The sequence below is a fragment of the Methanosarcina barkeri 3 genome (assembly GCF_000970305.1).
Lineage (GTDB): Archaea > Halobacteriota > Methanosarcinia > Methanosarcinales > Methanosarcinaceae > Methanosarcina > Methanosarcina barkeri_A.
In genome coordinates, this window is sequence record NZ_CP009517.1 from 944,685 (window position 1) to 970,060 (window position 25,376).

The window sequence follows — 25,376 nt, forward strand, 5'->3', positions numbered from 1 at the left end:
TATCCAGTTGTTTTATCCAGTTGTTTTATCCAGTTGTTTTATCCAGTTGTTTTATCCAGTTGTTTTATCCAGTTGTTTTATCCAGTTGTTTTATCCAGTTGTTTTATCCAGTTGTTTTAACTCGTTGTTTTTATTTCGGCACCCTCAGGAATATTGAAAACAAATTCTGAGTCAGGAATCCCTGAGTTAACTTTAAGATCCCATATTTCGGTTTTTGCTGTTCGGTTTCCACTATTGTCATACATCTCGTACTTAAGAGGCATCCATGTTTCTTTATCTACCCAGACTTTCGCGTAGTATTGTGCAGCGCTTTCTACTGTTTCTTTAGGACTTGCTTTCAGCAGGTAAGTTTCCCTGTTGTTAATTTCCTCAACTCCCAGTAAAGAGACATTACTATCATTAAGGCTAATTCCTATGAGAGTCATATAGTCACTTTTAGTTAGTTCAGGAGTTTTGGGAAGCTTTGTTTTCGTTACTGTATTTGTACCGGGAGTATAGGTCCACCGGAACTCTCCATCTGAAAGTACAAGTGTCTCTTCCTCCTTCCCGGGTTCCTGTATAAAGTTCTTAATCATATGAGGTTTCTTGTATATGGTTTTAAATTCGGTTTCTATGGTCTTTTCCCCGGCATAGTAAGTAGAGTGCATTGTATACGAATAATCCTGAATGCTGTCCTGTTTCTCCAGCATCTGGGTTGCAATATCTTCGGCAGTCAGGTTTTTTTCCGTGCAGCCTGAAGCAAAAACAGCCAGATCTATGAAAATGAATAGGAGCATTGACTTGATAATTTTCTTTATTTTCACATTATTCATCATTACCACTTTTCTTATCTTATTTCAAAAAACTCCAAAGCCAATTTTTTCTTGAAAACTACGATTACATAATTTTTGCATTCAAGTCCTTAAATTTCTGTCAAAATAAAGGAAAATTTTGATATATTTTAAACAGTACGGCAAAAAACAATATAAGTATTTCCTTATTGATCCTGAGATATTTTAATAAAGCTGGAGACTATATAATTAAGGAGTATACTAAGAAAATCACTTCAACACTGTACTTTCCAGTTTTAAATTGGGGGACTTAAGGAAAGTTTTAAACAGAGATTTATGAGGCAACCTGCTCAGAGAAAAACGATAGTTATCCTATCTAATGAAACTGGAAGCCTCTGATGCGTTAATCTATTTGAAGCAATATGGTGGGGAAATGAAAGGAATAAAAGTAATAATTGGTTTTTTTGCAGTCATTGCACTTATTTTTGTAGCTTATGCGGCTCTCAGAACCATACCAGTTAATGGTTGCGGAGAAAACGGGACCGGAATTGACTGTATCAAGCTTCCACCCGGTTTTTCAGTTGATTATTATACCGAGAATGTCGAGGGTGCGAGGTCAATGGCCCTTAGCCCGAACGGCACACTTTTTGTCGGAAGCCGGGATGCCGGAAAAGTTTATGCTGTTCTTGACCTAAACAACGACAGCAAAGCCGACAAGGTGCTTGTACTTGCTGAGGGACTGGATATGCCAAACGGGGTAGCGTTCAGGAATGGCTCTCTATATGTTGCTGAGGTTTCCAGGGTGATCCGCTATGATGACATCGAAGCCCGGCTTGAAGATCCGCCTGAACCTGTTGTGGTGAATGATAATTTCCCATCCGACCGTGCTCACGGTTGGAAATACATAAAATTCGGGCCTGACGGAAAGCTGTATGTGCCTGTCGGAATGCCGTGCAATATCTGTAATAAGGAAGGAGAAGACGAGAGGTACGGAACAATCATGAGAATGGAACCCGACGGAAGCCAGCTTGAGATTTTTTCAAAGGGTGTCAGGAACACTGTCGGGTTTGACTGGAATCCAAGGACCGAAGAGTTATGGTTTACTGACAACGGAAGGGACTGGCTTGGAGATGATGTGCCTCCTGATGAACTTAACAGGGCGCCTGTCCAGGGAATGCATTTTGGTTTTCCTTATTGCCACGGGGGAGATATTCCGGACCCTGAATTCGGGAACCTCAGGAACTGCTCGGAATTCACACCTCCAGAAATGAAACTTGGCCCTCATGTGGCTGCCCTTGGAATGACCTTTTACAACGGTACAATGTTTCCTGAAGAGTACAGAAACCAGATCTTTATTGCCGAACATGGCTCCTGGAACCGAAAAATCCCAATTGGATATCGTGTCTCTCTTGTCAGGTTGGAAAATGGAAAACCTGTAAGTTATGAGCCTTTTGCTGACGGCTGGCTTCAGGGACTTGCAGCCTGGGGAAGACCTGTGGATGTCCTTGTAATGCCTGACGGAGCTCTGCTTGTTTCCGATGACAAGAATAATGCGATTTACAGGATCAGCTACAGTTGATCTTACAATAAATCTAGTTCATTGTATGGTAAGCGTAATTAGGTAAACGTAATCTGGTAAACGTAATCTGGTAAACGTAATCTGGTAAACGTAATCTGGTAAACGTAATCTAGTAAACGTATCCGGGAAGCGTAATCCGGTAAACGTAATCTGGCAAACGTAATCTGGTAAACGTAATCCAGTAAACATATTTATCTTTATACCTGCATATAAATAAGAAGGAGGAATAACTTGTTATCCAAGATACCTGTAGATATTAAAAACGTATCTGATGGAGACATCGATAAAGAAATCCTCAGAGCTGCAATCGTTGCCGAGCTTGATGCCGTAAACCTTTATGAACAGATGGCAAACTTAACAAAAAACGAGAATATAAAAGCTGTACTTATGGATGTGGCAAAAGAGGAAAAAACACATATCGGAGAGTTTCAGGCCCTGTTACTTCAGTTTGACCCTCAACACAAAGAGGAACTTGAGACTGGCGCTAAAGATGCGGAAGAGATATCATCCAAATAAATGTGTCTCCAAAGTCCAAAACGCTTCTCCAAAATTCAAACAGACGTATCTCCGAATCAATTCCCGATAGTTCCTTCAAGCTTCGAGTTTCTCTGAAAGTTTCCAGAGAAACCAAATCTCAAATTTAATTTTGTTTTCAGGTTCTCTGAGATTATTCTATAAACTATACCTTAACTAGGGTTACCGGTAATGAATTCTTCAGTCATAAGATACGTTTCATTATCAGGATACGGTTTTTCCGTAATATTCGACCCCCTTATAGAAGTGAACTTGCACAGTTCCCAACTCCCTTAATGGCGATTTTTAGAGAGACTCTAAAATGCGTTTTATAAAAAAATAAAAATAATGTTAGTCTGTACATGCATTTTAAAGCTTACCTTCTCTCTAAGGCTTACTTTTTCTTCTTCAAGTGCCTGTTTTGTTCTCTCCTATACTCGTTTAGATCGTTCTTGTACTTTAAGCCTAAAACTGAGTTTCTTCGGCTTAGAGATTGATCCAGAGCACTAACAGGATGTGAATTCCTACAAACGCAGGCACTAGAAATTTGAAGATCGGCTTCTGGGTCTTGTGCCTGAACTGCTGCATTCCGAGGAGCGCACCGATTGGTCCTAAGAGAGAAACGATTAACAGGCTCTGTTCTGAAATTCTCCATTTATCCTTTTTTGCCTTGAATTTATCAATTCCGTAAAGGGCATAAGAAACTGCATTAATAAGCGCATAAATAATAGGAAAAAGAAGATACATAGTCTCTGTCATGGGAAAGAATTCTCCCTAATGATAATTAAAAGCTGTGAATTTTACTCGATTATACTCATTTGAGGAAGATAAATATGGCTCTTCGCTGTTTAGAGTGGGTAATTAGATCTATCTCTTAAACATCAAAGTAACATTGTGTAATATAGAAACATTTGTGGTTGAAAACAACATTCAAGCTTGATGTTTCTCTTTTTGTCTGATTACTTTGTAACTGAATAATTATTTTCAACCCATATAAAACAGCGAAGAGCCAAGGTAAATTTATAATTTCAACATAGTATTGCTTTTGGGATAGGCTCTTACAATAAACTGCATAACATAGGCTAAAACGAAAAGAAAATAGTAGAGAAGGAAATTAAAGCCGCTGAATCTCTAACTGCATGCATCAGTGCAGTTAATTTTTATCTATAAATTAACTTGAGATTAGGAATCAGCGGCTGTACATGGAGGTTGACCTTAGACAGAAAGTAGAGAGGTTTTGACTTGTAGCTTCAAGTACGATTCTCTACTCTATATAATTATCCTCCAATTAGTATTTTAAACTAATTATAGAGCACATCCCAAAACCAATTTCATTCCCAAATCTATCATACTATTTTCATATTAAAAATTATAATGATTGCTCAAAACTCAAGGTTTTAAAATAGGCTCATACAAAATAACCTTTAGGAAATAACACTTTCAGGTTAAGAATCTCAAAGTAAATAGTTCAATATTGACTCACTTGTATTCGGTTAAGATACGATCTATAGGAAATGTGTTATTTTCGTTGCTATTGTCTGTAAGCCTATAAATGTAAATCGAGATAGCTCGATAATTACAGTAGTCACTTTAACGTTACCGGATTCCTTAACCGAATACAAATGAATATTGACTAAGTAGTCAGTATGACTAAGTAGTCAGATTACACAAGTTCCTTTATAAACTCTTCAAACAATAACTTGGATTTCTCAAATCCTTTATATATTCCTTCTAAATGCTCTTCTGAACAGTTTGGTTTCTTTCTTATATCAAGTGTATCTATAAGTGAGTTAAACTCGTTCTGTAAATTCTGTGTTTTTTTGGTCTGATTATCTTCCAAACTGGATAAATCAAATTTCTCTACATGGTCTTCAAAAGTAAATTTTGCTATGTCTAGACCTTTATTAATCCCTTCTTTAAAATCTGAATAAGCTCGATGTTCTTTATTTCTCTCAATTAAATTACTGAACCTTCTAACGGCATATTTAACAGTTTGTTTATCCAGATTCTGACCTCCTTTACTTTTGAGATGAAACACTGTAGATAAGAAGAATTCAAACCCCCGTTATTCACCCATTGTTTTGAATAATAATAGATAACACAATTTTTATAAATATATCAATTTATATATATCTTTAGATGCAGCATTTTTTGAAGTAGACGTCTTCAAAAACGAACATGAAATTCTTCAAAATTATAAACAGAAAAGCTTGAAAATATTTGAAAGCAATTGAAAACACTTGAAAACACTTGAAAGCAATTGAAAACACTTGAAATACTTGAAGACACTTATGTAGAAGAGGCTCTAAAGTGTGGTAAATTATCACTACATTACAAACAAATTACCCTATATTTCCCGTTCGATCTCAGGAATGACAGCTATTGACGTCGCTTTAACCTGTGTTTTCCAGTGTAAAAACAATTTCTAAAAATGATTTGAACTTTAACATAGACTTTAAATAGACTTTAAACTTTTAGTCCAACAATATCAAGTTTCTTCTTCTCTTTTTCCGATTTGCTTATAATTGATAAGCTGCCATCAGTCTCAAGGACAACAGCTTCCACGTTTTCCAGGGTGGCATATCCCTGGTTCCTTACGGACTGCTCAATTTCAGATTTGACGATTCTGGAGCGTTTCATCGAGTCTACAAGATATTCTTGATTGTAGTATAAAAGAGATGGCTCGCTTTTTACTATTCTCTTGATAGTTGTTGACCTTATGGTTAGCCAGGAAACTACATGCTGCATACCTATAAGGACTATAAAACCCGTCACTCCTTCAACGAGTGAAATCTCTTTATTCAGAATAAATGATCCAAAAGTAGACCCAAGTGCAACTGTAACTATAAAATCAAAGGCATTCAGTTTAGAAAGTGTACGATTTCCGGAAACTCTTAACAAAAGCACAAGTGAAATATATCCCAGTACCCCAAGGACTAAAACCCTTCCTAGATCGCTCCAGCTATTGAATAACAAGCCCACTATTGTAATCTCCTTAAAAATGAGTAAGTTTTCGAAGGTAATTAAAATGACTTGCTCCCATGAATAATATAGATTTACTGAGATAAATAGATTTTACAAGCTTCTGCATCTGTTTTGTTACTTCAAGTGTGTAAAAGGTTAAAAAGCTCAAGAAGAAAACTAAAGAGACTAAGAAGATAAAGATAAAAACTAAAAAGAGTAAGAAAGTAGGTTAAACTAAAAAATTAAGAAGGTAAAGATAAAACCATAGAGCACAAAAAAACCAAAAGGAAGCTGAAAAAATTGACCAGATGAAGAAAAACTAGGATATTAAAGAGCTTAAAGAGACCAGGAAGAAAACGTCTGAATCACTGAATTTTTTTTAATATCTTGAAAAGTCCGGTTGTGGAGGTATCCAAAAGCTATGGTATTCCCACATACCATAGCTCTGGATATTTTTAATGCATTTGCTGGAATTTGAAATAAAGAAAATTCCAGTAATAAGCCTGAAATTTTCTTTTTTAGTTTTTCAGAGGTCGCGTGAGTTTCAACCAGATTTATACATATACCCGGCATGAGTCCCGCAGTACTCTGTAGTTTATTCCCAAAAAGATGCAACAAATTCTAGCTCTTTTAGTGCTTGTACTTTTGTAATCCGTTTTTCATGCGTTATTTTTATCTCTTTTTATTGCCGTTTTTAATGCCGTTTCTGTTTTCCTATTTTTATTATTTTTTAGTGACCACTTTATCCCGTTTTTCTTGCCATTTTAAATTATTTAGTGGTCACACTATCTCGTTTTTCTTACCATCTTTGACTATTGAGTGGCCATCTATTCTGTTTTTCTTGCCATTTTTAATTGTCACTTGTGTTCATAAGTATCTATTGTTTTTCAGGCAATGTCCTTTTGCTGGATCTGTTTACTGGTAAGTGATTTATTAATAGGTTCAATAATATATAACCAGAACCGTGTAGCTCTTGCAGAAGTTTCAGGCAAAAGAAAGGGCTATACGCAGGTTCTAAAATAAAGTGATTTTTTAATGGCGTTAAAATTTTCAACCGAGTTTATCAAGACTCATAAACCCCTTCAGGACCTTTTCAAAATTAAAATTTTAGAATATATCAAATTGTAACATAATCTTTTAATAAAAGTACTTTCTATAAATCTAGATTAACAATGAGCTCATCTTTGTGTGACACTATCTGGCTTTCTGAAAAAAGAAAAAATCTCCTTCTCTTGCTTATGGAAGGTCCCAGGGACATTGAACAAGTAAAAACTTCTCTCAACGTAACCTCAAAGGCGATGATGCCCCAGATTAAAATCCTTAAAAAACAGGGCCTAGTCCTCCAGAAAGATGGCACTTATGTGCTTTCGGAGATTGGAAAACTTATCGTAGGAAATATGCTTCCTCTTTTGAACACACTTGAGGTCCTGGAGGAAAACAGGGAATATTGGACAAGCCGGGACACAAGTGTCATACCCAATGAACAGTTTATGCGGCTTGGAGAAATGGGCGAATGCATGGTAATCGAACCTGATCTTAACCACCTGTTTGACCTTCCGAGGGAATTTACTGAAAATCTTATAAAGTCTAAATGCATCATGAGTTCGCTTTCTTATTATCATCCTCTTTATCCGTCACTTTATTCCAGGCTTGCAAAAAGCGGAGCTGAGATGAAAATCGTGCTCACGAAAGCCGTACTTAATAGGCTAAAAGATGACTGCAGGGATGAGTTGGAAATCCTACTCAATTCCGAGAACACGGTGGTAAAAGTCTGCGAGGAAAAACTGTACCTTCCGACAATTGCCGTTACTGAAAAATTCGTGTATATCTGTCTCTTCAACAAGCAGGGAAAATACGACCACAGGAAAGTAATGAGTTTCGATGCAAGTGCTCTTCGCTGGGGCAGGGAGCTTTTCATATACTATAATGAGTTGTCTCAAGAAGTAATCGATATCTGAAGCGTTTCAAGAAGTAATCGATATCTGAAGCGTTTCAAGAAGTAATCGATATCTGAAGCGTTTCAAGAAGTAATCGATATCTGAAGTTTTCCTGACCTTTACAGCCAGGACAGAAATAAGCCTCCTACCTCTCATTTATAACTGGCTGGAGTTTTGACTATGAGATTTAAAAATTTCCCCCTGAAATCAAAGCTAGTTATCTATATCGTTGTCGGGGTTTTTCTTGTCCTTGCAGTTTCTACAGCTGTGATTATAAGTACGGTCACTTCCCAGGAAGAAAAACTGGCTTACCAGAAATCAATCGAAATGGCAAGTAGTTATGCAAACCAGTTTAACACCGATATGAAAGCTAACAGCGCAGTTGCAAATACGATTGCCCTTACAATGGAAAATTATGAAGCTTCCAACAGGACTGAAGTAATCGGCATCCTTGATAATATCCTTAAAAAAAATCCAAGCCTAATTGGGGTTTATGTGGGATACGAGCCAGACGCTTTTGATGGCAGGGATGCAGAATACATTAACGCTTCAGGACACGATGCAACAGGCAGGTTTGTTCCTTATTGTAACAAGATCGAAGGTAATGTCACAGTAGAGCCGCTTCTTCGATATGATTCTTCTGATTATTACCAGCTACCCAAAGTCAAAGAAGAAACAGTCTTAACAGAGCCTTACTTTTATGAAGGCATATTCATGATTAGTCATGTTTCTCCTATTTTCAAGGACGGAAAGTTCGTAGGAATAGCGGGAGCGGATGTCCCTCTGAAATATATGGATGAAGTAGTGAGTAAGATCAAGGCTTTTGATACTGGATATGCCTTCATGGTAAGTAACACAGGCGTTCTGCTCTCTTACCCTACGCACAAGGAGTGGATAGGAAAAAAGACACTCTACGACTTTAAGTCAAAAGAAATAGCTAGAGCTGCAGGCGACATAAAAAACGGAACCGCAGGGTATATTGAGGTTAGTGACTCGACTACAGGCAAACCTGTTGTAATGTTCTACGAGCCTGTACGAACCGGCAATCTTGCTTTTGTGCTTGTAATTCCGAAAGAAGAAATGCTTGCAGGTGTTATTGATCTTCGAAACAAGCTGTTGATTATTTCTGCGATTTCAATTCTCTTTATGGCTGCTCTTGCTTATATGATTGCTCTTTCTATCACAAAACCGATAGATGAAATTGTCCAGGATTTCAAGAGTATCGCCCAGGACGCAGTTAACGGAAAGCTTGATGTCAGGGCAGACACGGAAGTGGAAAGAGACTTCAGGGAAATCCCTATGGGCCTAAATGAAATCCTTAAAGCTGTAATTGTTCCAGTAAGAGAGAGTATAAGAGTGACCAATGCTCTCGCAGAAGGAGAATTAAAAGAAAGGGTCAATGTGGATGTACAGGGAGAGTTCAGAGAACTCGGAAATACACTTGATAAATTCTCCGAAACATTGAACAGTATTATCGATGATTCAAACGCAGTCCTTACCGCATTCCAGCAGAATAACTTTAAGCGACCCATCAATATCCACGGAAAGGGGGATTTCAAGCTGCTTACGGATGGGATCGAAGAGACGCGACAGGCTCTTGATACTATTACAACCCAGCGTATAGAGACACAAAAAGCCCTTATGGACTATGCAAAAGAACTCGAGTGTTCCAACAAGCTAAAGGAAGATCTGGAAAGAGTTATCAATACAAGTCCTGTGATTGTATTTTTATGGAAGTATGAGTCCATGTGGCCTGCAGAGTTTGTTTCGGAGAATATTACCAGATTGGGTTATGAGGTTGAGGATTTTACCTCGAACAAGCTTCTTTATGGGGATATTGTGCATCCCGAAGACCTGGAAGAGATGGCTGCCGAACTTAAGATGAACGTTGAGGCCGGCTGCACGGACTATACCTCAGAATATCGGATTCTCACAAAATCCGGGGAGGCTCGCTGGGTTGATGAAAGGACGGTTATCCAGCAAACTGAGGACGGTGAGGTTCATCTTCAGGGTATTATTATGGACATAACCGAGCATAAAAAAGCCGAGGACGCTCTTCTCAAGATGGAGGAGATTCGTAAAAAAGAAATCCATCACCGCATCAAGAATAATTTGCAGGTGATTTCCATGCTTTTATATCTTGAGTCCGGGAATTTTACGGACAGGAATGTGGTCGAGGCTTTCAGGGACAGTCAGCACAGGGTTAAGTCAATGGCTCTTGTACACGAAAAACTTTACCAGTCTGAGGATATGGTAAGTGTGGACTTTGCGGATTATATTAAGAATCTTGTAGATTATCTCTTCCAGTCCTACTCTCTGGATAGCAGGAAAGTGAGCTTGAAGCTGGATGTTGAAAAGGTCTTTCTGGGAATGGACACGGCTGTTCCTCTGGGAATAATTGTCAATGAGCTGGTCTCGAATTCCCTGAAACATGCTTTTGCCGGAGAGAAAGAAGGAGAGATTTATATCGAGCTGCACAGAAGTATAGAAAACCCTACTTTGCAGGAAAAAAACCTGATCTCTGAAAATTCTGGAAACATAAAGGCCAGGCAACAGAATTATGAACGAAATGGCCTTAACGGCATAACAGAGAATAAAGAAGAAAAGTTAACCCTTATAGTTAGAGATAACGGAAAGGGATTCCCTGAGAACCTGGACTTCCGGAACACAACTTCCCTAGGCCTACAGCTAGTGACAACGCTTGTGGATCAGATTGAAGGGAATATTAGACTTGACCGAAGCAGGGGAACAGGTTTTGAAATTAGCTTTTTCAGGAGATAAATTCTAAAAGGAGATAAATTCTAAATAAATGTGTGACAATGGCGGAAGGCAGGATAATGGCAGAAGAAATAAAAAAGGCGGAAGGCAGAATTCTGGTCGTTGAGGACGAGCATATCGTTGCAATGGGAATAAAGAAAATGTTAAAAAATTTAGGGTACACGGTTACAGGTGTAGCCTCGTCTGGAAAAGATGCTATTAGCAAAGCCGAGAGCACTTTCCCTGATGTCGTGCTTATGGATATCATGTTAAAAGGTGATATGGACGGCGTAGAAGCTGCAAAGGAAATCAGGGAAAAGTTTGATGTCCCGGTTGTTTACCTGACTGCTTATTCCGATAGTAAGATTCTCGAAAGAGCTAAGAAAACTGAACCTTTCGGTTATATCGTAAAACCTTTTGATGAGAAAGATCTGCACAGCAGCATTGAGGTAGCTCTGCACAAGCACAGGAAGGAAAAAGAAAAAACGGAATAATTCAAATGAGAAAGGGAAGAATGAAATAACTCATGGGAAGCAGAATGAAGAGATTTCTGATAAAGTAATAACAGAATGCAGAATAATTCTGGTTGTCAACAGTAAAGGAGTAAGAAAATTGGAAGGCTCAGGAAAAGGCTTGGGAAAAACTTTGGCCCACCAGGCAGAAAATTGTTTTCGCGAGATTCTCAAGAAATCCTGAAATCTTTCGAACCGCCAAATTTACTTCTTTTTCTTATAGGCAAAGGAGCCCTCCTATTATTTCGGTGTTTTTTCTCATTTCTTTTACAACTTTTGCTGACAGTACAATTGAAATTTTTAATTTGATTAAAATATCCCTTACACCTGGACAAAGTTCCTCCCCTTTGCCATGGACAGGGTCAACTTAAAGTTCCTATTCTTTTGTAAACGCCATACGGCGTGGGTTATATATCTTGATTTATATAGGGTTCAGTACAAGGAAGTAATAGAGAAGCCTGCCTTTCTAACTTGGATTTGGAAGAAATTACCGAATCGAAGGCTATTAAAACTGAAAGCTATTAAAACTGAAAGCTATTGAAATTGAAAGCTATTGAAATTGAAAGCTATTGTAATTGAAAGCTATTGAAATTTAGAATTTCTTCCATAACTTAGAGGTCAAATATGTTCAAGTGCTTCTGCTCCAGCTTGTAATTCCATTGATAGATTGGAAGAACTTAGTCCTGAAAAGGACAGGGAATCTTTTTCAAACCCAGCTCTCCGAGGCTGAATAAAGGTGTAACAAGTAAATGGTAGAAGGAAGAATTCTGGTTGTTGAGGATGAACATATTGTTGCAATGGGCATAAGGGTAATGCTAAAGAATCTTGGATATACTGTTACGGATATAATTTCTTCTGGAGAAGAGGCCATTAGCAAAGCCGAAAGTACCAGACCTGACCTTGTGCTTATGGATATTATGTTAAAAGGTAAACTGAATGGTATAGAAGCATCAAAGGAAATAATTAGCCGGTTTGGTATTCCAGTTGTTTACCTAACTGCTTGCTCAAACCGTGAACTCCTTGAACAGATCTGGAATATGGGATCTGGATGTATTGTGAAACCTTTCGATGAAATGGATCTGAAAAAGGGTATTGATATTGTTCTTGTGCAATGTGGGATAGAGAAAAAGGATATGAAAAAACTGGCGAAAGCTTCAAAACAATTTAGAAAGACTCAGGCCTGATTTACATTAACCCGATATCGAAGGCTCAAAGTAAACTTCAGATACTGTGTCAATATTTCTGTAAAATTACAAACTTCAAGAGATTTGATAACTTGAAATTAAATCAATACTTGTAAGGATTAGATATAATATTCCAGTTGAAGTAAAATTCATCAACTGAAGTGAAATCACTAATTGAAGTGAAATTTACCAGTTGAAGTGAAACTCATCAATTGGAGTTAAAATTCACTAACTGAAGTAAAATTCATCAATTGAGGCTTCAGAACATAATTAGATCATTTGGGTATGAAAGAAGGACAAAAGGAAAAAGCTTCAAAGAGGAATTATTTTCAGAATAAGATGTCCTATCAGAACACAAAGACATTGTAAAAAGTCTTATTACAAACCCAGGATAAAGTAGAGCTATAAGAATTAAAAAGCAGGTTAATTAAATAATACCTGTTATACCAAATAGTTTTTAAAATCTCACTCTTTTCTCGGCTTCAATTTCTTAGACACGTACTTTTAATTTGCGAAAACTTCCTACAGAAAAACCGTTAGTTGCAGGACTTAAAGCGCTAAGTTCATTTGCAGTCTCGATTAGAGAAAGCATAAAGTCCGTCCTTATCCTGAAAATGAGCTCTTCGGGCTCTACGCAGCAAAAAAGAGTTGGTTCACCCTCTATTATCTGGACATATCCTTTCTTCTCCATTCCTCTGAGCGTTCCATAAACTTTGGATCTGGGGACTCCGGAATTTTCTGCGATTTCACTGGCTCGCGCTTGCTTAAGGCAGACAAGTACTGCGTAGATTTTAGCTTCGTTTCCGGTAAAACCCAGCTTTTGAAGATTTTCTATAATTTTACGAGTCACTTTTTCCTCCTCCTTTCATCCATTTTTTGATTAGATTTATTTAATTTGTTGACTGACTGCTTTTCTTAAAATCCTCACCATCGTCTCGAGACTCTGAACATAGTCCTCTATATCCTTCTCATCTACAAGCTTAAGCAGCTCATCTACGACCTGATTAGAGTAATTATAACATTCCAGTCCTTTCTCAGTCAGCGAAACAAGCACTTTCCTTCGGTCTTCAGGGTCAGTTTTTCGAAATACAAACCCTTTTTTCTCCAGATCATCAACCATTCGAGTGAGGCTGCTTTTATCCATACCTGTGTATTTTCCTATAGTTGAAGGCATGATTTCACCTTCCATGCCTATAATCTTGATTACAACGGGCTGATTTTTGCTAAGGTTCTTAAATTTGCTAGTAATCTTCTTCTGAAAAGTCTGCTCAAAAATATAACTGTCAAGAGCATCCCTTTCCATCATAAGAAGAATTATTTTTTTCAGCGTTGCTTCACCCATTTTTTTCACTGTTCCTCTTTATACCTGATTTTGCAATCAAAAACAATTTCTTAGAGAGTAACTGCCAAATATAATTAGCTATAGAATATTGATTTTTCAATTATTAAATTTCATATTATTGAAAAGTCAATAGTTGATAAATCAACAATACCCTTAACATATTTAAGCTTCACGGTTAACTTGTACATAAAAAATCATAAGACGCAAAAACTGATTACTTTTGTTTAAGTAACAAAAATCTAGTTCTCTTTTCCTTTTAACTCAAAAAACTCGTTAAAGAAAAGTCAATTAGAAGAAAAAGATTCAAAAACTCCTTAAAAGATAAAATAAGTAGTTATAGTTCCAAAAACCAGTTTCTCGGAAAGCAGAAACCAATTTATCAGAAAGCAGATAGAATTGAAAGGTTTAAAATAGAATCAGACTAAAGACTTAAAACCTGGCTGCAAATTGATTTTATCCTGATCTGTTACTATTATTCTTTACCTGGAGGTCTGTTCCTGAAAGAGAAACTTCTTGAGATCAAATCCGCATTTACGGCCTATTTTAAAGAGCGAGAAGCCGAAATCAACGGTTCTCTCCTTGCTGTGCTGTCCGGGGAAAACCTCCTTTTCCTCGGGCCGCCTGGAACGGCAAAAACCCAGCTTGCGAAAAATATCTGCCAGTCAATTGAAGGTGGGAACTTCTTCAATTATCTCCTGACAAGTTTTTCCACCCCTGAAGAGCTCTTTGGTCCACTTTCCTTAAAAGCTCTGGAAGAAGACGAATTCCGTCGGAAAATCGATGGCTGCCTCCCGACTGCTCATATTGCTTTGCTGGACGAAATTTTTAAGGCAAGCAGTGCGATCCTGAATAGCCTCCTGACAATCCTCAATGAGCACAAGTACCATAACGGCAGAGAGCTTGTAGATGTGCCTCTGCTTTCGGTTTTTGGGGCATCCAATGAGTTTCCTGATGAAAACGAGAGCCTTGAGGCCCTTTATGACCGTTTTTTGTTCAGGTACAGGCTCGCCTACATTCAGGATGAGGAAAATTTCCGCAACCTCGTTTTCAGTAGCTCTGACGAATTCGAACCTGCTGCAAGTCTCAGGGTCTCCGAAATATACGAGCTTCGAGCACGTGCAAAAGATCTGCCTGTTGACTCTGATGTTGAAACCATAGTAACTGAGCTTCGAAAGAGTCTTCAACTGCAGGAAATTGAAATCTCGGACCGCCGCTGGAAAAAAGTCGTTCAGGTTTTAAAGGTTGCAGCTTGCAGCAGCGAACGCCCGACCGTGGACAGGACAATGGTACTCCTGCTCCAGCATATGCTCTGGAACCTGCCCGAAGAGCGGGAAACAATAAGGAAAGCCGTCTTTGAGTTCACAGTCTCAGGCGGCATCAGTACGGAAAAACTGCGCCGGGAAGCCGAAGACCTCCAGGCTGCGGTAAGCATTGCCCTGAAAAACGAACTTCCTGTAAAGATCATCTGTGACAGCTGCGGAGAAGAATTCCGACTGAGGCAGGAAATCGAAACTCACCATATGTCCCACCCAAATCATAGCTATACTCTTAAAGCCGAAGGGCCTTCAAAGATCTATCCTTATGACAATCTTGTGAAAGAAATTGATTCTCTTCAGGAAGAGGCTGAAAAAGCGAACACACTGTCTCAGGCCCAGAAAGAAGTTTTTGAAACCGAATTGAAAGCCCTGGCCGATCGTATGGAATGGGTAAAATACAGGCTTGAAGCTGAAAGAGAACTTCTAAAAAATATGATGAATGAAAATGTCTGGCTCTCAACGCTTGATAAAAATGAAGCTCTGCTCCTTCACGATACCCGAAGTACCGAGTTTTCCGAGCTCAATGACCTTATCTCAAAAAGCCGGTCAATGCTTGGAATTCAGAGCAGACAGGCAAAACCTGAACCACAGCCTGCATTCCAACCTGCAAGAGAAGCAGGAAAAAAGGAGATGGAAAAAATTTCCGTACCCGATTCGGGCAGCAGTGTCAACAGTTTTATGAAAGGAATTGGCTCCCGGTTTAAGCTCAGATAAAGAAGCCAGATCAGATAGTTTTAAACTTGGTGTTCTAAAAGAAGTAGCTCCAAATCAGGTAGGTTCAAACAAGGTAGCTTTAAACAGTAGCTTCAAAAAAGGTAATTCAAGGTCACATAATTAAAAAGATGAAGTTTCACAGGAAAATTTTAAAAGATGAAGTTTCAACAGGAAAATTTTAAACAAGGAAATTTCAAACAAGGAAATATTAAATCAGATAACTTAATTGAGGGTTTGATATTAAAAGTTCTAAGGATTTCCAAGATGATCCAGGTGCAGCCTTTTCCGGAACTTACTCCTTTTTGGAAAGTAAAGTCCCAAGGAATAAAGGCTTACAGGATTCGTTTTTGCTCCAGACTCAGACTGCTGCCGTCCTGGAACGAGCCCTCAGGAGTACAGTAGCTTTTCCTCGAACGATCCCTCGCCCAATGCGAGAAAAAATAGCCGAAATCATAACCCTTGAGATTCTCTTTGACCAGCCTTATGAGATAAAGGATCCTGAAAGATTTATTGAGACTTTCGGAGCTTTTTACCCAATCCTTCTTACCCTGAGAAACTCAAAACCCTGGCCTAAACTCCGAAAAATTGCAAAAAAAAGCAAGGGAGCCGGAATTGCAGGCTTGAAAATTCTTCTACCTCTTATTTATGAGATCCTTGAACGCTTTTCAGAATCAGCCAGTATTTCAGGTGCAGAGTATCTTAAAGAGCTCGATACAGGAATGAATGAAATCCTGAAGCAATTTGAAGAAATTCTGAAAGAGACTCTCCTTATTTGGGGAAACCCGGGATCTGCTGAGTTTTCAGGCAGAAATACCCAGGCCATAGAAAATTTCGGAGGATCTGCCCTTGTCAACGCTGTCCTGGAATTCATGCAGAAGGAAGGGTACCAGGACTTGCTGGAAAGAATTCTGGAAGGACTATACCAGAGTATTAGCGAGTTCATTTCGGAAATGGAAGAAAATCTTGAGCTTTTCGATACCCTTGCTTTGCTTTTTCCCCAGCGAAACTGGAGCTATTCCGTAAAAGAGCTTAAAAAAGAACCTTTCTATGTGCAGCTTAAAATGCTTAAAAATTATTCGGCTTTCTTTGAAAAAAGCCCTGACCTGAGAAAAATTGTGGATTTTATAGGCAGGCGGGAATTTGACCCTCCATCGGACCGTATACGCCTTTCACCTTTCGGGAAAAACAAGATCCAGAGCGTGCGCTTTTCCGATTCTATCAATAACCTGCTTCCCATGGAAGCTGCAAAACTCCTGAACCCTTCCCTGAAAAAGAAATTCTATGCGGATATGCTTGAGGGAAAACTCCTGAGTTACCAGCTCCTTGGAAAACATTACACAGGCCCTCCTCACATAAAGCCAAGAGGCTCGATGATTGTACTTGTAGACACCTCCGGATCTATGCACGGAGCTCCCCAAACTTTAGCTAAGTCTGCTGTGCTGGCTATGGCAAAACGGATGCTTTTCCAGCAGAGGGACATAAAAGTTATCCTTTTTGCCTCAACAAGTCAGCATCTGGAAATCGAACTTAGCAGCAGGAAAAAAATGTCCGAAAAGTTCCTGAATTTCCTGCTATACACCTTTGGCGGAGGAACGGACTTCAATACTGCCCTTGCCTCAGGCCTTAAGTCCCTAAAAGAAAAAGATTTTCAGGGTGCAGACCTGCTCTTCATAACCGATGGCAAATCCGAAGTCTCTGACGAACTTGTACTGGCCCGCTGGGAAGAAGCAAAAAAGAAGTATAACGCAAAAGTATACTCGCTGATCGTAGGCAGCAGTGGAGCAGGTGGGCTGTCTGAAATCTCGGATTATACTTATTTTGTAGAAATTGAAACGGATTCTGAGGACAGCGGTGGGTTTGTAAGGCTAATCGAACACACGGAACAGAAAATCCCAGCTTCTAATGAAGCCGGAAATTAAAAAACGTTATTAAAAAAAGGTTAATTAAAAAATGTTATTAAGGAAAGGTTAATTAAAAAATGTTATTAAGAAAAGGTTAATTGAAAAAGAGTTATTAAGAGAAAACTAATTAAAAAGGATTAGTATCTCCTCTCTTTCTTTTTCATTTAATTTCCAAACCTTATTCCTTAAGAGCTGTTTACCATTGTCTGGACAGCTTTTACAAACTGTCAGACTAAATTATTAGACTGAAGATATTTTCTCTGCAGTTTCGGATCCTGCATCCGTTTTTGAAGAGTATTTACTTTCTTTGAAGATCCTGTATATCCTAAAAAGCATAAACCCGGAAAGCATGAAGGCAAGTGAGTCCGATACCGGAAAAGCTGCCCATACTCCGTTCAGTTGATAGAACTGAGGAAGTAGAACAACAGCAGGAATCAGAAAGAGGAGCTGTCGGCTAATGGAAAGAAGGAAAGCGGGTTTTGCTTTTCCCAGGGCCTGAAAAAGGGTTGAAGTAATTACATTCATACCTATCAAAGGCGTTCCGAGCAACATAATCATTATAGCGTTTTTCCCAAGCTCCAGATATTCCGGATCTGTACTGAATAACCCGAGAAGTTGTTCTTTTAAGAAATAAATAATAACCAATCCAAGAAGCCCAACGGTCGTTGTTGCTATGAGAGATAATTTCACAGCTTCGGCTATCCGTTCATATTTTTTTGCTCCGTAGTTGAACCCGACAACCGGTTGCAGACCAAAAGCCATACCCAGGAGGGTCATGAAAATGAAGGAATTAATCTTCATTACTACACCAAAAACGGCGATTGCAACATCTCCTCCATAAGTTGCAAGTGCATTATACACAAAAATCATCATGACACTGTTTGAGCATTCCATTATAAAAGATCCGGTACCAATAGCCCCGATTTCTTTAATGATTTTCAGATCTGGTTTCAAGGTTTCGGCTCTGAAGCGTACAGCTCCTTTTCCTTGAATATAGTATAGCAGAAGCCAGATCGAAGCTATTGTCTGTGATATTACGGTTGCAATTGCAGCTCCTTTTACACCCATCCCGAAACCAAACATGAAAACCGGATCAAGGAAAATATTGAGGCCGCCTCCTAAAATCATAGCATTCATTGCAAGACGAGCATTTCCTTCGGATCTAACAATGTTTTGGACAGCCACCCCAAAGACAAAGACAGTTCCTCCCAGTATTATATATTTCAGGTAATCTCTGGCATAGGGCAGAACTCCAGCAGTTGCCCCGAAAACCTTCAAAATCGGATCAAGATAATAAAGGCAGGGAATGGCTATAAGTACGCTTAAGACCAAACTCAGGGAAAAGACATTTCCAAGAACTCTTTCGGCTTTTTCACTTTCTCGAGCTCCAAGGGCACGTGAAATTATGGAAGAACCTCCTGTCCCCAGAACAATTCCAAAAGCCATTATTATCATCTGAACCGGAAAAGCTATGGAAAGTCCGCCTATGGCCTGAACACTGTCTGCTCCATAGACCATTCCCACATAAAAAGTGTCCACAACATTATAGATAGCCTGTACCAGCAGTCCGATGACAATGGGAACTGAAAGTTTAAACAGGAGCTTTCTTATATTGTCTTTGCCAAGAAATTCACTTTTTTCATCCATATTTTTCATCTCATCCGTTTTTCATCTATGTTCTCATCTCAACCGTTTTTACTTCATGTCATCAGGTCTATCCGATGGAGGCTCAAACCCAGGCTCAAAGAGTTTAATCACAGCTTTATGAATAAGCAGCCTGAAAATCTCAATTTCTTCAAAAGTAAAATCCGAAAAAAGAATAGATATGAAAGAAGTCTGCTTTTTAAAAATTATATCTCTCATTTCCTTCCCTTTATCAGTCAGGTAAACCCTGTAAGCTCGAAGGTCACTTTCGTCTCTTTCCCTGTAAACGTAACCTTCTGTTTCCAGACTCTGGATTGCTCTGGCACTTGTTGCTTTGCTAACTTTCAGGGTTTTTGCAAGAGTTTCCTGGGATATTCCATCTCTGTGGTACAAAAACAGTAAAAACTCAAACTGTCCGCTTCCAACCCCGTAAGCATCAAGTTCCTTTGCCATGTATGCCACATTGCTCCGGTAGATGTGAGCAATCGGACCTAATATTTCTCTAGGGTCTATTTCCTTTAAGTCTACTTCTCTAAAACTTCCCATAAATTTATCCTTCACATTTCAGGAACTGAATGATCAATATTGAAATTGAATATATCGAAGTGATAGTTGCATATAAAACAGATTTAATGCCTGGAAGAGCTTATTTTTAGATTTTATATAAACCTGTAATTCACTTTTATTAGTTTGGAAGATTTGTGTTGATATTGAATATATACATTAAATCGTTCCATATGAGACTATCAACGGCTTAATAGGTTTATGAGTATTTAATAGTTTCGCATGAGACGAAAATAATATAAAAACGAATTACCCACTAAATCAAAAAATCTGAACCTAATGAATAGCAAGAATTAATCTATTGATAAAGTTATAGTGCTCAGTAATTGTTTTCTGTCATATAAAATTATACAAAACAATACCCTTAGCCATTAATATCTTTGGTTTAAATAATTAATCTTCCAAGAAACAAGGAAATAAATCAATAAAAGTTCATATTTGTGTGTATCTGTAGAATATGAAAATTAATTTAATTTCATAGATTAAAAAACGTACCTCAGTTGCTTATGAAACCAAATTTTAAATATCAATTTACAAATGTTCGTACAAATGCTAAATGATGAAAATTCAATCTTTACCTCCCGGACTTAGAGGATCTATTCTGAAAAGCAAGATCACGAATAATGCAGTTACAGTCCCTGTACCCCAAAAAAATGGGTTTATTGTAATTTTCAGGAGTATGCCTATGATAACTAATAAGATTCCCAACAACAGCAAAATTTGGATCTTTTTGCTCAACTCTTTCTCTCCAGTCATCCCCATTTTAAATAAGTCAGTAAACAAATAGTGTCAAGACAGTAAACAAACAGTGTTGAGACAGTAAACAAACAGTGTTGAGACAGTAAACAAACAGTGTTGAGACAGTAAACAAACAGTGTCGAGGCAGTAAGATTATTTTTCACAAAACCTCAATACCAAAAAAGCAGGAAGTTAAGAAAGGAAATTAACCCTTTCTTTTCCATCTTCCTTTCTTTTCCATCTTCCTTTCTTTTCCATCTTCCTTTCTTTTCCATCTTCCTTTCTTTTCCATTCTTCCTTTCTTTTCCGTTTACTCGTATCTTAGTGCATCAACTGGTTTTAACTTTGAAGCCCTGAACGCAGGGATCACTCCTGAAATCACACCTATCAAAACTGCCAGGAGAAGTCCCATGACCATTAGATCAGGAGCAAGGTATAAACCTGAACTACCTCCCCCTCCTCCCATCATCTGCAAACCAAGCAGAGGGAAGAGAGTTGAAACACAAGCTCCCAGAATATCTCCAAGGATACCACCAACAAGACCAACCATTGCGGAATTAAAGAGGAAAATCATGAGGATATCCCTGTTTTTTGCCCCAATGGCTTTCATAGTTCCGATTTCCTTTGTCTTTTCAAGGACTGAGGTAAACATGGTATTTGCAATACCGACAGCTCCTACAAGCAAGGACACTGCTGCAATGGCACCGAGGAACAGAGTCATTGAACTCGTCATTTCAGTTACGGACTCAGCCATAGATTTAGAAGCTGATACCGAAAAGTCTCTATCATCATCATTGACAATGTGCCTTGAGATCATGAGCTTATCCACGATATCTTCTGTCAGGTTGTCTACTGCATCTTCACTCTTAGCTTTTACAGCAATGGAATCATAAACACCATTTTGTGCATCATCGATCAGGGTTACTGCTCCATCGATAGGCATGTAAATATGTCTGTCACCTTCACCCTCTTCTTCCAGGATTCCAACAACGCGCACGGCTTTACCGTTTACGGTTATTACCTGATTAACTCCGATATCCTGGTCATAAATTCCACTTGCAACACCGCTTCCGATAACTGCAACATACTTATCAGAAGGTTCAAGCAATCTTCCTGATTGTGTTTTTAGTGTAGTCATATACTGCCAGACCTGTGGGTCTACACCTGTGATTGAAAGGGTTGCATTTTGCGCTGCATATATCACTGGCACACTACCGCTAATCTCTCCTTCTATGTATGATATATTATTCAATCCTCGAAGTGCTGCAATGTCCGTATCCGTTAATTCGACATCCGTTGTCGTACCTCCCCCTCTTCCTTCACCTCCTGGGCCTCCGGGCATATTCGATGATGCCTTGGAGTATCCTGGACTTATGGTTATTTTTGTGAGATCCATCTCGGCAAGCCTGCTCTGAACCTGCTCTTGCATAGCATCCCCGAGGGAGAGGATGCCGACAACAGATCCGATTCCTATAACTATCCCGATAATGGTCAGCCAGCTTCGGAGTTTACTGTGAACAAGCATGTTCAGACCCATTTTCAGGTATGTTGATTGTCTCATTTTGCATCCTTCCATTCGGCTAGTAGCGTGTTCTTTCAGACCTCCGAATCAGGTTTTTTGTACTCGGATTGTTTACCTTTTCTTGCCTGTATCCTTTCATGTATCTTCTTGCGATAAACGAATATTCCGCCTGCAAGGACAAGCAGTCCGATGTACGGTAGGTACGAACCGACCCCAGCCCTATTACCTGGACCGCCCGGCCCTCCTGCTGCAGTCATATTTCCTGATGTTGTAGTTTCGAGATTAACTTCTTTAGTAACGGTTTCCCTTTCCCCTTTTGCATCCGTGTACTCAATCTGGACCTTCAGTGGATCGGAGGAACCTATAGAATTTGAGCTTGCGTTGTTAGCACCAGCTTGCGAAGAATCTGGAGGAGTTCCCGGGCCATTTCCGGTTGTGTTTCCTCCTGCACCACCCTGTGAATTACCACCCTGTGAATTTGAAACATCAAACGAAGCAATTGTGTAATCTCCTTTCTCCAGATTTCCTACAATTGTTGACGAACTTCCTGAGATTTTGTACCCATCTTGATCTGGAATGGATACTTTCACGGCATATGCTATGTTATTACCTACATTTGCAACTGAAAAGGAAGTCTCTCCAGCACTACTTTCCGAAAATGAAACATCGAAATCCGTTGTTCCTCCTACAAAAAGTCCTGCTGTGGTCTGAATATTTTTCGAGTTAGAGTCAGCATCTTCATACGAGAGGTTCACGTTTAAGGTATAAAGTCCTGGAGTAGCGCTTACATCTGCCATTACGGTATAGTCGACTTTTACGGATTGACCCGCTTCCAGATACTTGATATGTTTTGTGTTGTCGGAGTACACAGGTAAAACCACGCCTTTCGGATCATTCCATGAGAAAACCAGGTTTTTCAGCGGGGAAGTTCCCGTGTTTGTCACAATAAATTCAAGAGGTTCTTCCTTTGCGATATCAATGTCAGCCTTACTTACGGTTACAACCTGAGCATATTCTTTACCTTGAACCTCTAACTGAATTGTTTTCGTAGTTGTAATCGTGTTTGACGAGGATCCGCTCTTATAAGTGGTGACAATATCAAGATCATAAGTGCCTTCCGACGCGTTGGCATCGGTCATGAGTTTGAATTTCAGGACTCCAGCATCATCATCATCCTGTCTCGCATTTAGATAAGAGATGCTCTTTTCAAGGTCTTCTCCGGAAAGTTTACTGAAAGGATATTCCGGATTGAGTGCAACCTTTATGTCTTTGAGGTCATCGTTTCCTATATTCTGCACACTGAGAGTAAGTTCAACAGGTTCGCCGGGACGGGCAGTATCAGGGTTTTGATTAGTTACATTTACCTGCACAGCGGCAGAGTTTATATTCCCATTTGATCCGCCAAATGCTGTGCCAACTCCCAGGCATAGGAACGTTGAAAGCAGTAGTAAAAATGTTAACAAAGAGAATTTTCTCATTTTAATTCCTCAATCCAGATATGATTCGTTTTTTATACTTGGTTCATTTTTTATAATTGGTTCGTTTTTATAATTGGTTCATCTTCTGCACTTATTTTATTTTCCACGTTTGGTTCATTTTCTATGTTTAGTTCGTTGTCTGTGTTTGGTTTATTTTCTGCGTTTGATTGGTTTTCTGAACTCAGTGTATTTTCTGTGTTTGGCTCTTTCTCTGCGTTGAACTGATTTTCTGCACTTGTTTTATCTTCTTTGTTTGGTTCGTTTTCTGTATTTAGTTCATTTTCCGTATTTGCTTCACTTTTCGAACCTTGACTATTTTTCTGACGTTTTTCAATTTTTTCGATTTCACCGTCTCTAATATACACTACTCTTGTTGCATATCTTACAAGCTCGATGTCATGAGTAACAATAATGATAGTCTTACCTTCACTTTTCTGCAGTCCATCAAGAAATTCCAGAATGTAGTCCCCTGTCTTGGTGTCCAGATTTCCTGTAGGCTCATCTGCAAGGATTATAGGCGGGTTTACAGCCAGGGAACGAGCTATTGCAACTCTCTGTCTCTGTCCTCCTGAAAGCTGGGAAGGAAGATTTCCTTTTTTATTTGAGAGTCCGACAATATCAAGCAAATAAGAGGCTTTTTGTCGGGCAATTTGTCGATTTTCTTCCTGGAATTCCATGGGTAAAAGCACGTTTTCTTCCGTGCTCAGAGTGGGAAGGAGGTTAAAACTCTGGAATATGAAACCAATCATCTTTCCTCGGATTATGGCAAGTTCAGACTCGTCAAGCTCTGAGATGTCTTTTGAATTCAGGGAAACCGTGCCTTTTGATGGGATATCCAGGCAGCCAAGCAGGTTCATCATCGTACTCTTCCCACTTCCGCTGGGTCCGAGAATTATCAAAAATTCCCCTTCGTAAATTTCCAGGTTTATTCCTTTAAGAGCTGCAAACTCGACCTCTCCCATCTGATAGATCTTCCAGACATCGGTCAGTTTGATAAGAGGCTCGTCTTTGTTTTGAGAGATCATTACCGCATTGGAACTGTCAGCAACACCATTTCCGGAATTTAAGTATGGATTGATTTTCAGATTCCCTTCTGAATCCTCTTCGGATGGATCAGAGAAACTCGCTGCCCCTTCAAGAAAGTTCATCATTTTTGAGGAATTCAATGCCGTTTTAAGAGAATCTATTATTCCAGTGAGTGCCATTATAAAACCTCTAAAAGTTAGTCGTTTTTGAGCTTAACCTTTTTAAGGTTGCTTGAGTTTTTCTTATAATGCATGTTTCCATCGTTTCCGTGACTTGTTTTATGATGCAGTCAAAACGTTCTTTGATAAATTTTTAAGACTACAATTATATTGTCATACCGATATTAATTGTCAAGTTTTATGGGTTATCTTCTTAGGCTATTGTATAGGTATAATCGGTCTAATCAGACCATTTATATGGTCCAACTAGACCCTGTGGTTCGATTCGTTTTTGAGGCCACAGCGAAATGCATAATGCCTCATTTCTGGAGTGCGGGTTTTTTGCTGGCTGCCCCCTTTCCTTATTACAATGGGGAACACCTGATTTTCAAGCGATAGGCTTGAAGTTCCTAGTGGCGAGGTTATGTTGGATGTTCCTTTTCAGTTTCCTTTTCCATTGTAATTTACCAAATTGAGCAACTCTTATACGGGGTTGAACACCTGTCTGAGATGGGTGTCTGAGATGGGACTGAACACCTATCTAAGATAGAGCATTTTGTCTTCTAGCCTCTCAACAGGATTAGAGGCAGCCGATTCCTTCATTGGCGTTTAATAATATAAGCATACTTAGCTAAAAATAAGAAAAATCTAGAGAATTAATTTATCAATGAAGCTTTTCTAGAATATATTTACTAAATTTAATCTTTAATTACTCTATAAAAGGCGAATAAAGTCTCAATAAAGTATTATTTTACTG

At 38.9% G+C, this 25,376-nt stretch carries 18 protein-coding genes and 1 pseudogene; 8 read left to right on the forward strand and 11 right to left on the reverse strand.

Features of this window, described 5'->3' with window-relative positions; all coding sequences use genetic code 11:
• Nucleotides 1-116 precede the first annotated feature (116 nt).
• Nucleotides 117-815: a LolA family protein gene (locus tag MSBR3_RS03835; RefSeq protein WP_230627757.1), complete on the reverse strand. Its 699-nt coding sequence runs from the start codon at nt 813-815 to the stop codon at nt 117-119.
• A gap of 388 nt (nt 816-1,203) precedes the next feature.
• Between MSBR3_RS03835 and MSBR3_RS03840 the strand changes: the two genes are divergently transcribed.
• Both MSBR3_RS03840 and MSBR3_RS03845 read left to right on the forward strand, forming a co-directional pair.
• Nucleotides 1,204-2,349: a PQQ-dependent sugar dehydrogenase gene (locus MSBR3_RS03840; RefSeq protein WP_048110001.1), complete on the forward strand. Its 1,146-nt coding sequence runs from the start codon at nt 1,204-1,206 to the stop codon at nt 2,347-2,349.
• A gap of 231 nt (nt 2,350-2,580) precedes the next feature.
• A complete protein-coding gene (locus tag MSBR3_RS03845) occupies nt 2,581-2,865 on the forward strand; it encodes a ferritin family protein (protein ID WP_048106557.1) in 285 nt (94 codons plus the stop codon).
• A gap of 483 nt (nt 2,866-3,348) precedes the next feature.
• Here the strand turns inward: MSBR3_RS03845 and MSBR3_RS03850 are convergent, their stop codons facing one another.
• From MSBR3_RS03850 to MSBR3_RS03860, 3 genes are all read right to left on the reverse strand, one after another.
• Nucleotides 3,349-3,621, reverse strand: coding sequence for a DUF1294 domain-containing protein (locus MSBR3_RS03850; protein WP_048106558.1), 273 nt, complete (start codon nt 3,619-3,621; stop codon nt 3,349-3,351).
• A gap of 904 nt (nt 3,622-4,525) precedes the next feature.
• Nucleotides 4,526-4,900 carry a hypothetical protein gene (locus MSBR3_RS03855; RefSeq protein ID WP_230627759.1) on the reverse strand — a complete coding sequence of 125 codons (375 nt, stop codon included), beginning with the start codon at nt 4,898-4,900 and terminating at the stop codon, nt 4,526-4,528.
• Nucleotides 4,901-5,328: 428 nt separating this feature from the next.
• Nucleotides 5,329-5,844, reverse strand: a complete 516-nt coding sequence (locus MSBR3_RS03860) for a DUF421 domain-containing protein (protein ID WP_048106559.1) — start codon at nt 5,842-5,844, stop codon at nt 5,329-5,331.
• 1,154 nt (nt 5,845-6,998) lie between these two features.
• Here MSBR3_RS03860 and MSBR3_RS03870 point away from each other — a divergent pair.
• The 4 genes from MSBR3_RS03870 to MSBR3_RS03885 all read left to right on the forward strand — a co-directional run bounded on the left by MSBR3_RS03870 (nt 6,999) and on the right by MSBR3_RS03885 (nt 12,216).
• A complete protein-coding gene (locus MSBR3_RS03870; protein WP_048106563.1) occupies nt 6,999-7,784 on the forward strand; it encodes a helix-turn-helix transcriptional regulator in 786 nt (261 codons plus the stop codon).
• Nucleotides 7,785-7,943: 159 nt separating this feature from the next.
• A complete protein-coding gene (locus MSBR3_RS03875; protein ID WP_048106565.1) occupies nt 7,944-10,544 on the forward strand; it encodes a histidine kinase dimerization/phosphoacceptor domain -containing protein in 2,601 nt (866 codons plus the stop codon).
• 56 nt (nt 10,545-10,600) lie between these two features.
• Nucleotides 10,601-11,014 (forward strand): response regulator, encoded by a 414-nt coding sequence (locus MSBR3_RS03880; protein WP_196297002.1) that lies wholly within the window; start codon nt 10,601-10,603, stop codon nt 11,012-11,014.
• A 767-nt stretch (nt 11,015-11,781) separates the two neighbouring features.
• A complete protein-coding gene (locus MSBR3_RS03885) occupies nt 11,782-12,216 on the forward strand; it encodes a response regulator (RefSeq protein ID WP_048106567.1) in 435 nt (144 codons plus the stop codon).
• A gap of 490 nt (nt 12,217-12,706) precedes the next feature.
• On the opposite strand, the gene MSBR3_RS03890 is transcribed toward MSBR3_RS03885, so the two are convergent.
• Together MSBR3_RS03890 and MSBR3_RS03895 are read right to left on the reverse strand one after the other, a co-directional pair.
• Entirely contained in the window at nt 12,707-13,066 is a 360-nt protein-coding gene (locus MSBR3_RS03890; RefSeq protein ID WP_048106568.1) for a TrmB family transcriptional regulator, read from the reverse strand.
• Between the two features lie 36 nt (nt 13,067-13,102).
• The gene (locus MSBR3_RS03895) at nt 13,103-13,558 is read right to left on the reverse strand and encodes a MarR family winged helix-turn-helix transcriptional regulator (protein ID WP_048106570.1); all 456 of its coding nucleotides are present in this window, start codon (nt 13,556-13,558) and stop codon (nt 13,103-13,105) included.
• Between the two features lie 563 nt (nt 13,559-14,121).
• Here MSBR3_RS03895 and MSBR3_RS03900 point away from each other — a divergent pair.
• Nucleotides 14,122-15,588: an AAA family ATPase gene (locus MSBR3_RS03900; RefSeq protein WP_230628008.1), complete on the forward strand. Its 1,467-nt coding sequence runs from the start codon at nt 14,122-14,124 to the stop codon at nt 15,586-15,588.
• Nucleotides 15,589-15,890: 302 nt separating this feature from the next.
• Nucleotides 15,891-17,507, forward strand: coding sequence for a vWA domain-containing protein (locus MSBR3_RS03905; RefSeq protein WP_230627761.1), 1,617 nt, complete (start codon nt 15,891-15,893; stop codon nt 17,505-17,507).
• A gap of 222 nt (nt 17,508-17,729) precedes the next feature.
• Here MSBR3_RS03905 and MSBR3_RS03910 read toward each other — a convergent pair whose 3' ends face one another.
• The 5 genes and pseudogenes from MSBR3_RS03910 to MSBR3_RS03935 all read right to left on the reverse strand — a co-directional run.
• The gene (locus tag MSBR3_RS03910; protein ID WP_048106576.1) at nt 17,730-19,136 is read right to left on the reverse strand and encodes an MATE family efflux transporter; all 1,407 of its coding nucleotides are present in this window, start codon (nt 19,134-19,136) and stop codon (nt 17,730-17,732) included.
• Nucleotides 19,137-19,184: 48 nt separating this feature from the next.
• Nucleotides 19,185-19,679, reverse strand: a complete 495-nt coding sequence (locus tag MSBR3_RS03915; protein ID WP_048106577.1) for a MarR family winged helix-turn-helix transcriptional regulator — start codon at nt 19,677-19,679, stop codon at nt 19,185-19,187.
• A gap of 1,066 nt (nt 19,680-20,745) precedes the next feature.
• Nucleotides 20,746-21,996: an ABC transporter permease gene (locus tag MSBR3_RS03925; RefSeq protein ID WP_048110006.1), complete on the reverse strand. Its 1,251-nt coding sequence runs from the start codon at nt 21,994-21,996 to the stop codon at nt 20,746-20,748.
• A gap of 35 nt (nt 21,997-22,031) precedes the next feature.
• Nucleotides 22,032-23,435, reverse strand: a complete 1,404-nt coding sequence (locus MSBR3_RS03930) for a COG1361 S-layer family protein (protein WP_048106581.1) — start codon at nt 23,433-23,435, stop codon at nt 22,032-22,034.
• 305 nt (nt 23,436-23,740) lie between these two features.
• Nucleotides 23,741-24,460, reverse strand: a pseudogene (locus MSBR3_RS03935) (ABC transporter ATP-binding protein); the annotation flags it as partial.
• Nucleotides 24,461-25,376 lie beyond the last annotated feature (916 nt).

Excerpts from the sequence above, each read along its gene's own strand:
- MSBR3_RS03835 (WP_230627757.1), bottom strand. The coding sequence starts at position 815 with ATGATGAATAATGTGAAAATAAAGAAAATTATCAAGTCAATGCTCCTA.
- MSBR3_RS03840 (WP_048110001.1), top strand. The coding sequence starts at position 1,204 with ATGAAAGGAATAAAAGTAATAATTGGTTTTTTTGCAGTCATTGCACTT.
- MSBR3_RS03850 (WP_048106558.1), bottom strand. The coding sequence starts at position 3,621 with ATGACAGAGACTATGTATCTTCTTTTTCCTATTATTTATGCGCTTATT.
- MSBR3_RS03870 (WP_048106563.1), top strand. The coding sequence starts at position 6,999 with ATGAGCTCATCTTTGTGTGACACTATCTGGCTTTCTGAAAAAAGAAAA.
- MSBR3_RS03875 (WP_048106565.1), top strand. The coding sequence starts at position 7,944 with ATGAGATTTAAAAATTTCCCCCTGAAATCAAAGCTAGTTATCTATATC.
- MSBR3_RS03880 (WP_196297002.1), top strand. The coding sequence starts at position 10,601 with ATGGCAGAAGAAATAAAAAAGGCGGAAGGCAGAATTCTGGTCGTTGAG.
- MSBR3_RS03885 (WP_048106567.1), top strand. The coding sequence starts at position 11,782 with ATGGTAGAAGGAAGAATTCTGGTTGTTGAGGATGAACATATTGTTGCA.
- MSBR3_RS03895 (WP_048106570.1), bottom strand. The coding sequence starts at position 13,558 with ATGGGTGAAGCAACGCTGAAAAAAATAATTCTTCTTATGATGGAAAGG.
- MSBR3_RS03910 (WP_048106576.1), bottom strand. The coding sequence starts at position 19,136 with ATGGATGAAAAAAGTGAATTTCTTGGCAAAGACAATATAAGAAAGCTC.
- MSBR3_RS03915 (WP_048106577.1), bottom strand. The coding sequence starts at position 19,679 with ATGGGAAGTTTTAGAGAAGTAGACTTAAAGGAAATAGACCCTAGAGAA.
- MSBR3_RS03925 (WP_048110006.1), bottom strand. The coding sequence starts at position 21,996 with ATGAGACAATCAACATACCTGAAAATGGGTCTGAACATGCTTGTTCAC.
- MSBR3_RS03930 (WP_048106581.1), bottom strand. The coding sequence starts at position 23,435 with ATGAGAAAATTCTCTTTGTTAACATTTTTACTACTGCTTTCAACGTTC.